Below are 15,630 nucleotides of genomic sequence, written 5' to 3' on the forward strand. Positions count from 1 at the left end.
TAACGTCGATGGACAATAACCAAATTACCCGCGGTGCATCGATTGATTAAAGAATCTGATAATGTTTCGCCGGAACCTTATTTTTAACGGGGCTTGCCGGGCAGCATTCGCTCCAGGGTGTTGTCGCGCATTATATAATGATGAAACAGCGCCGCCGCCGCGTGCAGGCCGATAATAAAATAGCCGGTGTTGGCAATCAGCTCATGGATATCGCGCAACCGGGACTGCATATCGGCGTCCGGGATATCCCGCACCGGCATGGCATAACCGAAAAAGACCCACTCCCTGCCGCCAAAATAGAGCGTCAGCAGCCCGAGCAGCGGCAGGCAGACAAACATCAGGTACATCACGCCGTGTACCAGGTGTGCCAGAATCATCTGCCAGCGCGGCGGTTGCGGAACAATGGCCGGCGTTTGAGCGGCAAGACGCACCAGGATGCGCAGTACCATCAGGATCAGTACGCTGACGCCGGCGGTATAATGCAAGGTCGTTATCCCTTTTCGCAGGGCGCTGTCATAGGGGGCGAATCCTCTGAGTTCCATGGCGGCGTAGGCAGTGGCGATCAGAATGAAGATAACCCAGTGAAAACCCATTTGCAGCGATGAATACTTTTTCCCCATAGCGCTTTTCCCCTAAGAAGATCAGACTGCATTTCCTATCATAACGGGTTCCCGGACCGTTATATACCTCGCTCTCTACGCTTTGGAATTATTGCCTGTTTTTTGCCGGTTTGACGCCCGCGGCTTGGCGAACGCTCCTGGATTAGCGGATACCCTCTTGCACCAGTTGGCTAACGGTTTTCTCCGCACCCTGCTGCTGCAACAGCAAGTAGGCTCGGGTCACGCTCTGGACAAAATCATTGTCTCCCGGCAGGTCCGTACCAAAAATATGCCCCAGTGACAACAAGGCTTTGACCCGTTCAGCTCCGTCGGGGCCGGTTTCGCAGACGGAACGGATCTCTTTGAGCAACGGATCGCGAATATCGATGGGTTGGCCGCGGTCATCCTCCCCGCTCACATAACGCATCCACCCCGCCACGCCAAGCGTCAGGAAATCAAACCGGCCGCCGTGGCGCAAATGCCAGCGAATCGGATCCAGCATGCGCTGCGGCAGTTTCTGGCTGCCATCCATGGCGATTTGCCAGGTCCGGTGGCGCAGCGACGGGTTGGTGAACCGCTCAGCCAACTGATCCGCATAGGCGGCTAAATCCACGCCGGTGATACTCAGCGTCGGCGCCTGTTCATTCATCATCAGCGCGCGGATAGCCCGGCGATAGGTATCGCTGCCCATAGCGGCGTCAATATATTGGTAGCCGGCCAGGTAACCCAAATAGGCCAGGAACGAGTGACTGCCGTTCAGCATCCGCAGCTTCATCTCTTCATAAGGCAAGACTTCCTTTACCAGCTCGGCGCCGACCTTTTCCCACGCCGGACGGCCGGCGACGAAATTGTCTTCCACCACCCATTGGATAAAGGGTTCGCAGGCGATACCGCAGGGATCCCGGACCCCCAACACCCGTGCGATGTCATTTAGCGTATCCTGCGTCGCAGCGGGCACGATACGATCCACCATGGTATTGGGAAAAGTGACCGAGGATGCTATCCACTGCGCCAGGCCGGCGTCCTGCGCCTGGGCCAGTTCAAGCACCGCATGCCGGACCACATGGCCGTTTTCCGGGATATTGTCGCACGACAGCACGGTAAACGCCCCCAGGCCTCTTTCCCGGCGGCGGCGCAGCGCCTCAACGATAACGCCCGGCGCGGATGAGGGATTTTGCGGTGCGGCTAAATCGGCGGCTATCATGGGATTGTTTAAGTCGAGATGACGGCCGCCCGCGAGCATGCAATAGCCCTTTTCGGTTACGGTCAGCGAGACGATGGCCACCTGGGGTTCGGCCAGTTTATCCAGTACCGCTTCCATGCCGTCGAAAGCGGGATGCATTGATTCATGTACGGACCCGATAATATGTCCATGACTCGCTTCGGCGCCCTTTTCCAGCACCGTATACAGATGGTCCTGTTGGCGCAAAGCGCTAATCAGCTCCTCGCCGCCCACCAGATTGATTTCACAGATGCCCCAATCCCCACCCTCGAGCGATAAAACCCTGTGGGTCAATAAAGCCTGGTGGGCCCGGTGAAAGGCGCCGAATCCCAGATGGACGATACGGCTGCGCAGCATGCCGCGATCGTAGGCAGGCTGGGAAATGGCGGCGGGAAGTTCGGCGGTGGCTATGGTGGTGTCCATGTGTTCTCCATGAAGAAAGGACAATAAAGAGAGCCATCAGGATCATGTCGGATCCCGTGGTGCCTATGATGTGACCGCGATAGATATCATACCAATTTTGGTAAAAATACCATATTGGTCTGTTTAATTTATTAGATTTGTGAACTTGATCAACCAATTCAGCCGGAACTTTTGACTTTGCTGTCCGGAGCCAGCATCCTGTCTGGCAATGACCGTTAAATTGGATAACCAATTTAGACAACGGGCGACTATCGAGCCCGCTATGAGATTATCAGCGGTTAAATGTAAGAAATTGCCGCATCGGCGCGATCCAGTCAATCAAAGGAAGAGTTAAGCAATGGCGGAACCGAAACGGTTGTATCAAAAGGTCGGTGCGCAGTTGAAAACACTGCTGGCATCAGGTCAGTATGCGGTGGGTTCCAGATTGCCCCCCGAGCGGGATATCGCCGAGCTGTTGGGCGTCAGCCGGGTGGTGATTCGCGAAGCGCTGGTAATGCTGGAGGTGGAAGATATTCTCGAGGTCCGCCGCGGCTCCGGCGTCTATGTGCTGCGCTTGCCGTCACAAGACAGCAGCCGGCAGAGTGATTACCAACCCTTCGGCGATGATGTCGGCCCTTTCGAAATGCTGCAGGCGCGCCAGCTGCTGGAAAGCCAGGTGGCGGCTTTCGCCGCGACGCAGGTGAATAAATCCGATATCGCCGAGATGCGGCAGGCGCTGGCCCACGAACGTCAATCGCTGGAAGCGGGCCTGACCGATTATGACGGCGATGAAAAATTCCATTTGCTGATTGCCCGCGCCACGCAAAACGCCCTGCTGGAGGAGATGGTCTATACCCTGTGGCTGCGCCGGCAAAGCAGTCCCATGTGGCAAAAATTACACACCCATATTGTCGGGCAGGATTACCGCCTGAAGTGGCTTGAGGATCATCATGGCATACTGATGGCTTTACAGCAGCGGGACCCGAAAAAGGCCCGGCAGGCGATGTGGCAGCATCTGGAAAACGTCAAACAGACTTTATTGACCTTATCCGACAGCGAGGACCCGGGGTTCGACGGCTATCTTTTTACCTCCATCCCCGCTGTTATAAACGAGTAGCCGACTGTTTTGCTGAAAAACCGCCGGTTGACTGGCCGGCGGTTGCGGCTTAATTACCTGTATGATGAGGATTGAACTATGGAACAAACATGGCGTTGGTACGGACCAGGCGATCCGGTTTCCCTTGACGATATCCGCCAGGCCGGCGCAACCGGCGTGGTGACCGCCCTGCACCATATTCCCAACGGCGAAGTCTGGTCGGTAGAGGAAATCGAAAAGCGCAAAGCGGAACTGGCGGCCAAGAATCTGGTTTGGTCGGTAGTGGAAAGCGTGCCGGTGCACGAGGAAATCAAAACCCAAACCGGCGACTATAGGCAGCACATTGCCAACTATCAGCAAACACTGCGCAATCTCGGCCGATGCGGTATCGATACCGTCTGCTATAACTTTATGCCGGTGCTGGACTGGACGCGTACCGACCTGGGCTACGAATTGCCGGAGGGCTCCAAGGCGCTGCGTTTCGACCATATCGCTTTTGCGGCGTTCGAGCTGCACATCCTGCGGCGGTCCGGTGCTGAGGCGGATTACAGCGATGATGAGAAAAAACAGGCAAAAGCCTATTTTGATCATATGAGCCAGCAGGATATTACCCAACTGACCAATAACATCATCGCCGGCCTGCCGGGGGCCGAAGAGGGTTATACTCTCGAGCAGTTCAGGGCGCGCCTGGCGGAATATGCCCATATCGATAAAGCGGCCCTGCGCGAACATATGGCCTATTTCCTACGGGAAATCGTGCCGGTGGCCGAAGCGTCGGGTATCCGTCTGGCGGTACACCCGGACGATCCGCCGCGTCCGATCCTGGGCTTACCGCGCATCGTCTCCACCATTGAGGATATGCAGTGGCTGAAAGAGGCCGTCCCCGCCCCCACCAACGGCTTCACCTTCTGTACCGGTTCTTACGGCGTGCGGGCGGATAACGACCTGGTTAAAATGGCGGAAACCTTCAGCGATCGCATTTGGTTTACCCATTTGCGCTCTACCGTCCGCGAAGAGAACCCCAAAAGCTTCCATGAAGCGGCGCATTTGCAGGGCGACGTGGATATGGTGGGAGTTGTTACCGCCATTTTACGGGAAGAACAGCGCCGGCAGGATATGGGCGACCAGCGCCCTATTCCCATGCGCCCGGACCATGGACACCAAATGCTGGATGATTTGCATAAGAAAACCAACCCCGGCTATTCCGCCATCGGTCGGTTAAAAGGCCTGGCCGAAGTCAGGGGTGTGGAACTGGCGGTGCGTCGCCTGTGTTTTCCTAATCTGAAGTAGCAGCCGGCTTTTATTTTAACCCAGGATAACGGCGTTATTCCCCCCTTTCCGGACAGCGGCCGGTCAGGGGACCTTATAGGGCGCCACCGGCCCTGGCGGAAAGTGTGGTTTATCAAATGTAGCTAATGTAAGAATGATAATTATACATATGTATGTTGTAACTAAATTAGCTATCCTCCCTCATACAGTACCCCCTTCATGGTATTAATCTGCTTTGTGGGTTATGCCGCCTGTCTTGATGCTCCGTTTATGCTTTACACCGTATCGTGGCCACGCTGAATTCCGTTTAATCATAAGGTGAACTTTCCCCCTGATGAAAAAAAATCCGTTCTCTATCACTTTGGTCGCCGGCCTGATCCTGTTCGCCCTTACCCTTGCCCCTGCCGATGCCGTGCGATTGCAGCAGGGATCCGCGCTGTTTGATATTGATCCGGCCACGCTGCAAATCAGCGTCGGCGACAGGCTGGTGAATAGTCCTAAGATACCCCATGAAGTGAGTTCATTACGGCAATCTATGGCGTCGGCCCACTGGGAGTGGCCGGAATGCGGCATGCAAATTACCGCCGTGCTGGAAGGCAACGATTTGCGCCTGAGTTTCAGCAGCGGACAGCCGCAGGCATTGGATTGGTTCACCCTGCCGTCACAGGCCTCCGCGCTGCTGCTGCCCATGGGAGAAGGCAGCCGGATACCGCTGGATAATCCTCTCTGGCAGGAATATATGGTCAGTGAACAGTCGCCGATGGACACCAACTGGAACCTGAAGCTCCCCTTATGGAGCCAGGAACAGGAGGGAAAATTCTATAGCTGGCTGCTGCTCACCCCGTTTAGCAATGAGATCACTTTCAGTGTTGCCGACGCCCGCCTGCAGATGCATAGCCTTCACCGATTCAATCGCTTTAACCGACAGCACGCCTTCGAGGTCTTGCTGCATGTCGGCGACACGCCGCTTTCAGGCGCGATACGCTATCGTGAATACCTCCGGCAAAGCGGACAATTCAGCTCGCTGTGGGATAAAATCAAGATTGCGCCGGATGGCGAAAAGCTCATTGGCGCCACCCATCTCTATCTATGGGGCGGCATGCTGCTGGACCAGGCAGATGTAAAAAAATGGCCGGAACTGATGGATTACCTGCAATCTCCGGCCGGCGCCGGGCTGTGGGAAAAGATGGAAACGGAAGCACGGGACGCCATAAAACGGCTCAAAGGCCGCGCCCCCGCTTCCTGGCAGCAACCGGCCCTGGTAGAAGCCCTCAATCAGGCATTGCTGGCGCTGGTGCCGCAGGATCGAGATTTTTCACTGCCGGCGCAGCAGCGGCACGCCGTCGGAGTACGCCATCTGGCGCTACGCCAGCTGGGGGCCTATCTCTCGCCCGCCGAAAGCTGGGGCCAGGGATTGTCCACGCCGCTTCTCGAATCATTGCATCAGGCCGGATTGCCCAGGCTATGGTTAGGCACAGACAACTGGACCGCTGAATTTCTGCACCCGCAGGCGGTAGCCGCCGCTAAAACATCAGGCTACCTGATAGCCAGCTACGACTCCTATGATACCGCGATTCCTCGCGGCGTTAACGATAGGTGGCTTACCGCGCAAGTACCTTCGGCGCTGCGGGAAAAATGCGCCATCGTGGAGTCCGACGGCAGCAAAAAACCCGGTTTCGGCGGCGAGGGGTACTATCTCAATCCCCACTGCATGCTGTCCTTTTCACGGCAACGCATGGCCGAGCTGGTAAAACTGGCCGAACTCAACAGCCTGTTTCTGGATGTCGACGGTACGGGCATGGTGTCTGACGATTATCATCCGGAACACCCCACGGGAGCGGCGGATATGGCGCAGGCACGCAACGCGCGGCTTGCCTGGTTCAGCAATACCGTTAAATTGCCGTTGGGCTCCGAAGACGGCAATGCGGTGAACGCGCGCCATCTCATGTTTGCCCACGGCATGGAAACCTGGGGTTTCGGCTGGGGGGATAAGGATATGCATCAGAATAAACAATCTCCTTTTTATCTCGGCGGCTGGTGGCCCAACGCGCAGCCGGATCTCTTCTTTCGCCCGGCAAAGGTGAAGCAGCCTTATCTCACCGTCCAGTTTGACCCGCGCTACCGTCTGCCGCTGTATCAGGCGGTTTATCATGATGCGGTGATAAGCAGCCACCACTGGAACTATGACAACCTCAAATTCAGCGATGTCAAAACCGTCCGTGCATTGCTCAGCCAGCTCTATAACACTCCGCCGTTGTTCAACCTCAGCCGCGGCACCCTGCGGGACCGGCTGCCTGAAATCAAAAAAGCGGATGCGGCCTTCCGGCCGCTGCACCAGGCGCTGTGGGATAAGGCGCTGACCGGTTTTTGCTGGCTGGACCAGGCCGGCTGGGTGCAACAGACATCATTCAGCGACGGATCGCAGCTGACAGCCAATTTTGGCGACCGGCCTTTTGGCGATGTGGCTGCCCACAGCCTGCGAGCCCGACTGTCTGACGGCCGTATCCTGGATGTCAGTTACGGCGACCCGCAATGATAAAGGCATCAACCTGCGTTTGCCCGGCCTGTTATACCGCGCCGTATCGCACACGCAGTAACACCGGCCGTGACAAAAAAAGCTTAAATGAATCTTGCATCAGAAATATAACGGCTTTTCCTTACCGGTAAGATTAATCGACGGCTAACCCAGCCTGTTTTTCCATGGAGAACATATATGCCTTCTTTATATGAGCCCGTTAAAATCGGCGCCCTTGAACTGAGCAATCGCATCGTCATGGCCCCATTGACCCGCATGCGGGCCGTCAATGAACGCAGTCCGGGACCGGTGACCAAAGAATATTACGTTCAGCGTGCCGGCGCCGGCCTCATCCTCACCGAGGCCACGTCGGTATCGCCGCAGGGAGTGGGTTATCCCAATACGCCGGGGATCTGGTCGGAACAGCAGGTTGCCGCCTGGCGCGAGGTTACCGAGGCCGTGCACCAGGCCGGCGGCAAAATAGTCATTCAGCTATGGCATGTCGGACGGATTTCCGATCCGGCGTATTTAAACGGCGAATTGCCGGTGGCTCCCAGCGCCATCGCGCCGGCAGGCCATGTCAGCACGCTGCGGCCGCAGAAACCCTATGAAGTGCCCCGTGCGCTGGAAACGGAAGAAATTCCCGGTATCGTGGAGGATTTTCGCCGCGGGGCCGAAAATGCCAAACGCGCCGGTTTTGACGGTATTGAAATCCACGCGGCCAACGGCTATCTGTTCGATCAATTCCTCCATGACGGCTCGAACAAACGCACCGATCGTTATGGCGGCTCCATCGCCAACCGGGCGCGTTTCCTGCTGGAAACCGTTGATGCGCTGTTAACCGTCTGGCCGGCGGACCGGTTCGGCGTGCATCTGAACCTGATGTCCAGCTCCTATTCCATGCATGACTCCAATCCCCGCGCCATGTTCGGCTACGTGGTGGAAGAACTGAATAAGCGCCGGCTGGCCTTTATCTTTGCCCGCGAATCGCTGGATTTTCCCGATCGTATCGGGCCGCAGGTGAGAAAAACCTTCTCCGGCGCCTGGATTGCCAACGAAGGATTAACCAAAGCTTCCGCCGAGGCGTTGATAAGCCAGGGGGCGGCCGACGCGGCGGCATTCGGCAATCTCTATATCGCCAATCCCGATTTGGTGCAGCGGTTTAAACAGGACGCGCCGCTTAATCCCCTTAACAAAGGAACGATTTACGCCGAAGGCGGCATCGGCTATACCGATTACCCGACCCTGTCCTGAAAAAAGGCGATGGCTCAAATATTCAGACGTTTTGCCGCTTATTCGGCCGTTTGATTTACCCGTAATCGCACTAGAGTATCCATTGTTGCAGATAGCGCATTATTTTCTGCTTTAGACATTTCTCACAATGGGTCTCTTTTGCGTGGCGAAATCATTTTTAAGCAGTGCATTCTTACGCAGTGCTTTCTTACGCAGTGGAAGTTTGGACGGTCTCCTCGCGCTGGGGGAAGACGGGCTGCCGGTTTATGCATCGGCGGTACAGCTGCGGGAAACCTTGCGCCTGCGGGGGCAGCAGCAGCTTCTTGATTGCCTGGCCATTCCCCAGCCCCATGAGCAGGGTGAAAGGCTTGACTGGTATGCACCCATTGAAGGAAAGGTCACGACATGGGCCGCCGCCGACGATAGCCAGCGCGCTTCGGCCCTGCGTCAGCTGGAGCAGTGCCAGGCCACGGTAGCCGATATCAGCCGCCGGGCGCAAAGGGCGGAAAAAGCCGCGCAAAAACTGTTCGGTATGCTGTTGGCTAAAGCTATTCAGTTTCCCGATCAGAATCATGTTTACCTGGTGGGCGAAAAAGCGGTGCTCACCTTCTGGGGCTTCGTTAAACTCGATGAAAAATCCCGCGCCGATCCCCTCGACTGCCTGCGCCCGCCCCCGCCGGCTCCCGAACCGGTAATGATCCCGGTCCGGCACGATCCTATTGACATTCCCCCGACCGTTGCCCGGCAATCGTCCCCCCGGCTCATCGGGCAACCTGATATTACCGAACCCGCCAGCGTGTCGAACATGGAGTCCGGCATGGACGAAACCGTCCAACGGGCGCAACCGGAAACTACCACGGCGTTGCCAAAAACCAAGGGCCGGCGGCTCAGGCGCCGCCTGTGGTGGATTTTGCCGGCCCTGGCGCTGGCGGCGATTCTGGTCTTTCAGCTGTACGGCTATCTGGCGAACAGTCCGGAATGGCCTCCGGTATCGGCCCCGGTGATGGTGCCGCAAGTCGTGGCGCCCACTACGCCCATGAGCGCCACGCCCGCCGGTCAAACCAACCATCAGACGGACTCCGTCCCTGCGGCTACCGGCAGGAACCGGCCCACCACGGCCATTAGTCCGGCCCCGGCTGCCGACGGCAGCGGTGTCCCGGTGGGGGGATCCGCCGCCGCCAGCAACGATGTTTTATCAGGGACGGCCCAGGCCGCCGGTAATGCCGCTGAGGGTAAGATGAATGCCGGACCGGCGAATGATGAAAGTGCCGCGGGCGCAACACATTCCGCCATTGTGCCGACAGAGCAAGTTACGGCGTCACAAATGGGTGCGCCCTTATCCCCCTCGCAGATGAAAAACGCCCTGCGGCTGCCTGCCGAGGCGGTGAGGGCGGGCTCTACCACGTTTTTCAATGGCCGCTGGCAGGTCAGCGTCGACAGCAAGAATCCGGTGACCGGCGGCAAGGCGGTGAGTTTCGAGTATCAGGTTAAAAACGGCGGCGGCGTGGCGAAGATACGGTATGGAGACGGCACCATCTGCCGGGCGGATGTGCACGCCGGCCTGATGAAATCGGGCAATCTGGTGATCAAAAGCCGGCAAAATGCCCGCTGCAGCGACGGTTCCACCTACCGCATGCCGCAAATTGTCTGTAAACAAAGCCTGACCGGGATAGCGGACTGCCAGAGTCGTTATGACAACGGCCAGGCCTTTCCCACCCAGATAAAGCGTGAGAATGTGAAATAATATGCTGGCTTCCATCACAGACTATAAACAGAAAATTGCGCTTATTCAGAACAGCGGTATCCAGTTTCTGGATTTTGCCCTGAAACCGGCCGTTGACGGCGACAGTCCGGCCAAGTTCGTACGGCAAAGCGTCAACGGTCCGTTGCTGCGTCTAACCTATAACGAACAGACCGGCAAATACCTGCTGCCCGGACCGGCGGGCACGGCGCCGGAGGTGGTAAAACCCGAATTCAGCTTTTCGCTGCAACAGTCATTAACGCTGTTGGATAAACTTTGGCTGCCGCTGCCCTTTTTCCGCTTCAACCCGCCGCGCACTTTTCTGGGGGGACCGGATAACTGGGCGCGGGTGCAAATCATCGCGTTGGACGCACCGGATCAACACGGCAATACCCACCGGGTCAGTATGGCCTTCGATACCAAAGTCTATGCCGAGGACCAGGGCAACGAAGGGCTGGCCCCTAATGAAAGCGATGGCAAGACCGGACTCGGTTTCGCCCTGGCCTACCGCAATAATGAATTGGGCGAATTTCTCGATCAAACCTGGGTGGACGGCTGGCTGCGGGAGGTTTTCAGCCAGCGGGCGGGGTCGCTGGAACAGCGCAGCAGCGGTGAGATAGGCCTGGCCCTGCGGACCTTCGAGTACCAGGCGCATTACCTGAACATACTGCATATGCTGGGCAGTCAATTAACCGTGCCGGAAATAAAGCTCAGCGCCGAAACGCTGCAGGAACCGGCCGTCAGCGTAGATCTGATCCTGGATGTGGGCAACTCCCATACCTGCGGCATCCTGGTGGAGGATCATCCCGAGGAAGTGGACGGCTTAAAAAACGTCTATGAACTGCACCTACGCGATTTAAGCCGGCCGCATTGTCTCTATAATGAACTGTTCGAAAGCCGGGTGGAGTTCGCCCAGGCTGTCTTCGGCAAGCAAAATTATTCCGTGGAGAGCGGGCGGCACGACGCATTTGTCTGGCCGTCCATCACACGGGTGGGCCGGGAAGCCGCCCGTATGGCCATCATGCGCCGGGGCACCGACGGCGCCACCGGACTATCCAGCCCCCGCCGCTACTTATGGGATGAGGAGAGCTATGCTCCGGGATGGCGCTTTGGCGGCGGGCTGCCTAACGCCCCCCTTGAGCCGCCCGCCGTCGCCATGCCGCTGACGGTGCTGGTGAATGATGAGGGTCAGCCGCTGTACGGCCTGCCCCCCGATGAACGTCTGCCGGTTTTCTCCCCCCATTATAGCCGCAGTTCGTTAATGACCTTTATGCTCACCGAACTGCTGGCTCAGGCGCTGATGCAAATCAACAGCGCGGCGCAGCGGCTCAAAATGCCGCATTCCGCCGCGCCGCGCCGGCTGCGAACCATTATTTTAACCCTGCCCTCGGCGCTGCCGAAACCGGAGCGGGAAATTTTCCGTCGCCGGATGAATGAGGCTATCGGTTTGGTATGGAAAGCCATGGGCTGGCATCCGGCGGACGATGATTTTTCCACCCCCGGCCAGCGACAGCAAAGCCGGATGCCGGTGCCTGAGGTCCAGATGGAGTGGGATGAGGCCACCTGCGGGCAGATGGTATATCTCTATAACGAGGCCCGGGTGAACTTCGCCGGCCGCACCGAGGCGTTTTTCTCCAGCATGGCGAGGCCGGATAAAGCGCCGTCCGAAGGCGTGCCGGCGGGTAAAACCCTGCGTATCGCGTCAATAGACATCGGCGGCGGCACCACTGATTTGGCCATCACCGATTACCGGTTGCTGGAGAAAGGCCGCGGCAATGCCAAAATCAGTCCGCAGTTGTTGTTTAGGGAAGGGTTTAAGGTGGCCGGCGACGATATCCTGCTGGATGTACTGCGGCTTTATGTGCTGCCGGCGCTGCAAAGCGCCCTGAAGCAGGCCGGCGCGGCCGATCCGGAGTCTCTTATGGCCCGGTTGTTCGGCGACCAGGGGCGAAACGACGGCCACTCCGCGCTGCGCCAGCAGGCGACATTGCAAATTTTCATGCCGGTGGGGCGTTCTATCCTGGCAGCCTATGAGGGTTTCGACCCGCTGGACGGCAGCGCCGAAATCGAGACAACCTTCGGCGAACAGCTGGCACAGCGGCCCACGTCCGGTGTTCTGGATTACATTCATAACGAAATCAGGGGAGAGCTGCGCGCCGGGAACGGCTCATTCGATATATTGCGCGCCCCTCTGGTGGTCAGTCTGCAAAAGCTGCACGGGGACTTTTTATCCAACCGGCTGTCCATAACCCGGCATCTGCGTTCACTGACGGAAGTGGTGTCGCTGTATTCCTGCGATATATTGCTGCTTACCGGACGTCCGTCCCGTTTTCCCGGCATCCAGGCCCTGTTCAGGCATCTGCAGCCACTGCCCATCAACCGCATCCTCCCACTGGACGGTTATCACACCAGCGATTGGTATCCGTTTAACACCGACGGTCATATCGACAATCCGAAATCCACTGCCGCGGTAGGCGCGATGCTTTGTCTGCTGGCGCTCAATCTGCGCCTGCCGGGTTTTTATTTTAACGCCGGGGATTTCCAGCCCTATTCCACGCTGCGTTATCTGGGTACGCTGGACGGCAATCGTGCCCTGGCGGACGAAAACGTGCATTACCGCGATATCGATCTTGATGCCCCTGACTTTGCACTGGATCCCAAAGGCGGATTTACCCTGCGGGGCGCTGTGTGCCTGGGTTTCCGTCAGCTTGACAACGACCGCTGGCCGGCTTCGCCCCTGTATACACTGTCCATTGCCGACCCCGATCTGGCGCGGCGGGTAGCCGGCGGCAATGCGCTGCACGTCAGGCTGAAGGTTACCGGGGGCGGAACGCCGTCCGGCCCGGAGCGTTTCGCCATCGGGGAAGCGATACTGGACGACGGACATCGTGTTCCCGCCCATCATTTGCGCCTTACCCTCAATACCCTGGCCGGCAATGGTTCAGGCACCACTTCTTATTGGATCGACAGCGGGAGCGTATTTAAGCTATGAATCCATCCCTTCTCCACGTTCTGCCGGACCCCATTGATACCACGCTGCAAAGCATCGACGGGCTGTGCGATTGGCTGCAGCAGGCCCGCCGGAACGCGCCCAGGCTGGATATGGAGGCGGATCGTCTACTGATTCAACTGCGTCGCGCCCACAACCAGGCCGAGGGCTGGCGGGACGGCTATTCCCACCGACCCGCCATCGGCTTTTTCGGCCGTTCCCAGGCGGGAAAAACGCTGCTCATCTCGGCGCTGGCCGCCGGCGGAAACCATCGGCTGGAAACGGCCCTGGCGGGGGAAACCCTGGATTTCGCCGCCCACATCAATCCGGATCATCAGTCCGCCGGGCCGGCTATTCGTTTCAGCCGGCAACCGGCGCCGCGGGATGAGGCATTTCCAGTACAGCTTCAGCTGCTTGATGAAGCAGATATTCTCAAAATCTTGACCCTGGCCTTCCTGCTTGACTCACGCCCCGGTCTCTCCCGGCCCGTGCCGGAGGATGGGGAGATAGCCGATCGTTTGCAGGTTCTCTCATTGCATCGCCAGGCTGAGCCGGCGGCGGGCATTAGCGGCGACGGGGTCATCGCGCTGTGGGATTTTCTATCCCGCCACGACCGTCGCCGCCAACAGCGATTAGCGTCCCGCTTCTGGCCGGCGGCGGTAGAATTGTGTCCTTATCTGGCGGTTGACGATCGCGCCCGGCTGTTTTCGGTACTATGGGACGACATTCCCGAACTGACCGAGGCCTACCGCCGCCTGGCCCATGCACTGGCCCCCCTGGCCGGCGCCGTTAGGGTCCTGGCGCCGCGTTCGGTGCTGGTGGACGATACCCGCCTGCCGGCGGATGCTCTCCTTGACGCCATGGCGTTTACCGGCCTGGGCACGCCGGAGGATGCGGCGATTCCGGTCCGCCCGGTTTCCGGGTCCGGCGCAGCCAAGCCGGTGGAATTGTCGTTGGCGGAATTGAGCTTCTTAACCGCCGAGCTGCTGATACCGCTGCAAGCATCCCCCCGTGAAGGCGTGTTCGATGAGGTAGATATGGTGGATTTCCCCGGCTATGGCGGCAGCCTGGACGCCGGCGCGGCGCGGGATCGCCTGCTGCCGCCGGGAACGCTGCTGGCGCCGTTTGCCGATGCCATTGTCCGCGCCAAAAGCCTTTGTCTGCTTGAACGCTATGCCGATCGCCAGCAAAACCATCTGCTGCTGGTTTGTACCGCGGCGGGCGACCGGCGAGATGCCAAGATTGTCGGCCGGACGCTGGAGTACTGGGTCAAGCAGACCCAGGGGGAAAATGCGCGTCTGCGCGGCCGCCATAAGCCGGGGCTTGTCTGGGCATTAAGCGAATTCGACCAGCGGGTGACCCAGGGGCAAAACTGCGACGAGGCGGTACAGCGCTATGTGGGCAACCCCGGCGACAGCTGGGGCACGGTGCTGGCGATGGACGAACGGGGCATAAAGCGAATGGCGGCCCACCTGGCGGCGGAGCTGAACAGGGATATCAGACAAGAACGCATTGCCGAAGGCTTGCGGGAACTGCAGCGGGATCTGCGGCATAATCTGCTGGCCGGCTGGTATCGTCCCGAAGGGGCCGAGCACCCGGCGGACAAGGAGCGGGTGGCCGATATGCTGCTGAAAACGCTGCAAACCCGCGCCGGCATGCACGGTGAATTGCTAAAACAGCTACTGCCCCCACGGCAGGCGTTGTACCGATTTTATTCACAGCAGTCGCGCCAGCGTGACAACGTCACTCTGGCGGCCCACGGCGAAATAAACGCCTCAGCGGACAGCGCCGCGCCTTACGGCATCGGTTTTGAAATCGATCTGTTCAGCGAGGGTCCGGTGGCGGACGCGGGAGCATCTGTTGCCGGCGACGCGTTGACCGGCTATCCGGCCGCCGCCGCGAGTGATGAACGGGAATACGCCCGCGGCCTGTACCGTTATTGGGTCAACCACCTGCGGGGCCTGTCGGAAAACAATAGATTGACGTCCCTGCTGGGCGTCGATAAAGTCACGCTGGAACGACTGGCGGAGGAATTCATTATCGCCAGCGTCCGGCTGGATATTCCCGGACTGCTATATGCCCGCTTGAACGAAGCCGATTCGGCGGACCTGCCGCCGGAAAGCCGGGCCGACCGCCAGGTGACCAAAGCGCTCACCGTGCTGGGAGATTTTGTCGCCTGGCTGGGGTTCCCGCAAACTGACGAAGCGCTGCGCCCCGAAAGCCGCGTTAACCGCGGCCACAAGATTTTCGCCCGGCCGGAAAAACAGGCGGTAAGCTGGGATGCCTCCCGTCGTCTGACCAAACTGGCCCCCACCCCTGCCAATATCACCGCTTTTTATATTTACGACTGGCTGGTGGGATTAAAGGAAATGATTATCCAAAACGCGGGATTTTCCAGCGGCGCCGAATTAACCGATGAACAGCGGACCCAACTGGCTAGAATACTGGACGGCATGGCCGGTTAGCCCGCAGGACGCCGGACTACCACAGACAAGGGCGGCGCACCCGCGCCGTCCTTCTATAATATAAATGAATCTATGGTTTGCAGGTTATCAATAGGCCGG

At 58.5% G+C, this 15,630-nt stretch carries 9 protein-coding genes; 7 read left to right on the plus strand and 2 right to left on the minus strand.

Going from position 1 to position 15,630, the window contains the following annotated elements; translation table 11 throughout:
* Positions 1-83 precede the first annotated feature (83 nt).
* Complete coding sequence (gene cybB, locus ACL2XJ_RS21970) at positions 84-620, minus strand: cytochrome b561 (protein WP_413724489.1); 537 nt, start codon at positions 618-620, stop codon at positions 84-86.
* Between the two features lie 142 nt (positions 621-762).
* Positions 763-2,244: a mannitol dehydrogenase family protein gene (locus ACL2XJ_RS21975; RefSeq protein ID WP_413724490.1), complete on the minus strand. Its 1,482-nt coding sequence runs from the start codon at positions 2,242-2,244 to the stop codon at positions 763-765.
* Positions 2,245-2,581: 337 nt separating this feature from the next.
* Between ACL2XJ_RS21975 and ACL2XJ_RS21980 the strand changes: the two genes are divergently transcribed.
* The 7 genes from ACL2XJ_RS21980 (at position 2,582) to ACL2XJ_RS22010 (ending at position 15,531) form a co-directional block, all read left to right on the plus strand.
* Positions 2,582-3,340: an FCD domain-containing protein gene (locus ACL2XJ_RS21980; protein WP_132921540.1), complete on the plus strand. Its 759-nt coding sequence runs from the start codon at positions 2,582-2,584 to the stop codon at positions 3,338-3,340.
* Positions 3,341-3,418: 78 nt separating this feature from the next.
* Positions 3,419-4,609 (plus strand): mannonate dehydratase, encoded by a 1,191-nt coding sequence (uxuA, locus tag ACL2XJ_RS21985; RefSeq protein WP_413724491.1) that lies wholly within the window; start codon positions 3,419-3,421, stop codon positions 4,607-4,609.
* A 313-nt stretch (positions 4,610-4,922) separates the two neighbouring features.
* On the plus strand, positions 4,923-7,124 hold the full coding sequence (locus ACL2XJ_RS21990; protein WP_413724492.1) for a glycoside hydrolase: 2,202 nt from the start codon (positions 4,923-4,925) through the stop codon (positions 7,122-7,124).
* 177 nt (positions 7,125-7,301) lie between these two features.
* On the plus strand, positions 7,302-8,357 hold the full coding sequence (locus ACL2XJ_RS21995; RefSeq protein ID WP_132921537.1) for an alkene reductase: 1,056 nt from the start codon (positions 7,302-7,304) through the stop codon (positions 8,355-8,357).
* Positions 8,358-8,484: 127 nt separating this feature from the next.
* Complete coding sequence (locus tag ACL2XJ_RS22000; RefSeq protein ID WP_413724493.1) at positions 8,485-10,080, plus strand: SrfA family protein; 1,596 nt, start codon at positions 8,485-8,487, stop codon at positions 10,078-10,080.
* A gap of 1 nt (position 10,081) precedes the next feature.
* On the plus strand, positions 10,082-13,069 hold the full coding sequence (locus tag ACL2XJ_RS22005) for a virulence factor SrfB (RefSeq protein ID WP_413724494.1): 2,988 nt from the start codon (positions 10,082-10,084) through the stop codon (positions 13,067-13,069).
* The gene (locus ACL2XJ_RS22010; RefSeq protein ID WP_413724495.1) at positions 13,066-15,531 is read left to right on the plus strand and encodes a virulence factor SrfC family protein; all 2,466 of its coding nucleotides are present in this window, start codon (positions 13,066-13,068) and stop codon (positions 15,529-15,531) included. The genes ACL2XJ_RS22005 and ACL2XJ_RS22010 overlap by 4 nt, the downstream gene beginning before the upstream one ends.
* Positions 15,532-15,630 lie beyond the last annotated feature (99 nt).

This window comes from Sodalis sp. RH16 (assembly GCF_047324245.1).
Lineage (GTDB): Bacteria > Pseudomonadota > Gammaproteobacteria > Enterobacterales > Enterobacteriaceae > Acerihabitans > Acerihabitans ligni.